2 protein-coding genes are annotated in these 2,145 nt (G+C 70.0%); both read right to left on the bottom strand.

From position 1 onward, the window contains the following. Window positions 1–138: 138 nt before the first annotated feature. On the bottom strand, window positions 139–1,230 hold the full coding sequence (locus AC27VN_RS39610) for a serine endopeptidase (RefSeq protein WP_490880232.1): 1,092 nt from the start codon (window positions 1,228–1,230) through the stop codon (window positions 139–141). Between the two features lie 37 nt (window positions 1,231–1,267). Then, window positions 1,268–2,044, bottom strand: a complete 777-nt coding sequence (locus AC27VN_RS39605; protein ID WP_093351665.1) for a DUF2145 domain-containing protein — start codon at window positions 2,042–2,044, stop codon at window positions 1,268–1,270. Window positions 2,045–2,145 lie beyond the last annotated feature (101 nt).

The raw sequence follows: 2,145 nt of genomic DNA, 5'->3' as shown, positions 1-2,145 counted from the left end.
CGGGAAGATCTTGGAAAGGATGCTGCCGAAGATGCTCATTGCGCGTACTCCTTCGAGGTGAGGCATGGAACGGACCGGGGCTGCGGCCGCGAACGCGGCGCAGCGGGCGGTTGTAGCACGCCCGCGTGACCGCCCTCCTCAGGTCGCGGGTTGCGGCGGGGTCCGGGGCGTGAAGGATTTCGCGTCCGCCTCCGACGATGTGGCCGAGGCACCGCAGGCATGGCAGAAGCGCGAGAAGGCACTCTTGCGCGTCTCGCAGACCTCGCAGTGGTCGTGCAGGCCGATGCCGCAGTGCGGGCAGAAATCGATCGCCGTGTTCTTCAGGTCCACCGGCCGCTCGCAGCCGGGGCACACGCCCTTGTCGAGCCGTGCCAGCGCGGTGTCGTAGCTCAGCTCCTCGCGCCGTACCTGGTCGGGCTGCTGCTCGGCCAGCTTCTGGCGCGCGAGGTAGTTGTTGAGCGCGACGATCGCGTAGCGCCCCACCAGCACCGTGAGCACGATGCCCACCACGTAGCGCACGTAGCCGCCATAGCTCGGCAGGTAGGGCACGAGTTCGACGAAGAAGGCGAACAGCGCGAACAGGATGAAACCCCAGACGAAGGGCCACCAGGTGCTCTTGCGCTTCTTCACGAACAGCCAGCCCGCCACCACCAGGAGCGGCAGCGTGAGCGCGAGCCGGTAGGCGAACACGCGCAGCTCGATGCGGCGGTACTCGGCGTCGAGCTTGATCTGCGCGTCGCGCTCCAGCTCGGCCAGCGTGGTGCGCGCGCGCTGCTCGGCCTGGCGCGCATCGAGCATGACCTGCTGCTGCGCGTTGACCTGGCGCTGCACCGCCTCCTCCTTCTGCTTGATGGCATCGAGCGCCTTGGTGCGCGCGATCAGCTCGGGGTCCTGGTCGGGCTGCGCGGTGGCGCGGCGCGTGGCGATCCAGTTGCCGAAGGTCTCGCGTGCATTGGCGCCGGCCTGCTGCGCGGCCTGCAGCTGCAGCCGGATCTGGTCGAGGTCGCGCGAGGCCTGCAGTTCGACCGCCTCCGAGGCCTTGACCGTGGCGCGCAACGGATCGGCCGCGCGGTGGTCGATGAAGTCCTCGATGGTGCGCACGCGCTCGACCTGCGGCAGGTCGCCCACGATGGTGCTGCCCAGGCCGATCAGGAAGCCCGCGAACACCAGCGCCACCAGCCAGAGGCCGCGGCGGAACCATTTTTCGGAGAGGCGCAGGGATTTGCTCATGTCGTCGTTCCTTCCATTCTTCTCGTGCGGGCCGCGCTCACAGCTTGAGCGCCACCGGCGCCGCGCCGAGGCCCGCGCGCTGCAGCCATTCGAACACCGAATCGACGGTCACGGTCTCGATGCGGTCCGAAAAGCGCTTGTCGTTGGGATGGTCGTCGAAGGCGATGTTGGCCGAGCCGATGCGCCCGCCCAGGCGGGTCAGCGGGCCGAGCTTCAAGGTGGTGGGCTCGTAGCCCTTGAACTGCAGCCAGGCCTGCGCCTGCGAGCGGTTGACGATGGTGGCGGGCTCCATCGCGGCGGCCAGCGTCTCGAGCGCCCACTGGTTCGACTGCTGGTACTTCTGGCCCCAGGCGTAGCTGACGATGCTGTAGGGCGCGGCATGCAGCCGCACCAGGCGCGGCGTCGGCTCCTTGAGCGCGGCCAGCAGCTGCGCCTGCACCTGCGGCGTGGGCACGACCCAGGCGGCCTCGTAACGCCAGAGGTCGTCGAGGAAGAACTCGCCGAGCCCCTGGCGGTAGACGGCCGCCACCGCGGTGCCGCACTGGTTGAGCTTGTGCACCACGCGCCACGGGCCGGCGTCGGTCTTGTAGGCGAGGCCGAAGTGCGAGTAGCGCAGGCCGTACTTGCTCAGGTCCTGGCCGGCGCGCGCCAGCACGACGACGCGCGCGCCGCTGGCATCGAGCTGCTGCGAGGTGCGCTCGGCCAGCTCCATGCCCTTGGCGATCAGCGCGGCGCCGGGCTTGACCTGCTCGCACGAGCGGCCGGCCTGCGCCTGCAGCGGCAGGGCCGCCGCGGTCAGCAGGGCTAGCGCCATGACGACGGCGGCGCGTTTCACGACAGCCTCTCGTTGGCCAGCAGCGCGCGGCCGATGGCGTTGGGCACGAAGGCCAGCACCTCGCCCGCGGCCGAGAGCAC

The organism is Variovorax sp. 20P10.2.4, from assembly GCF_058244205.1.
This window is presented reverse-complemented; position numbering and strand designations above follow the sequence as displayed.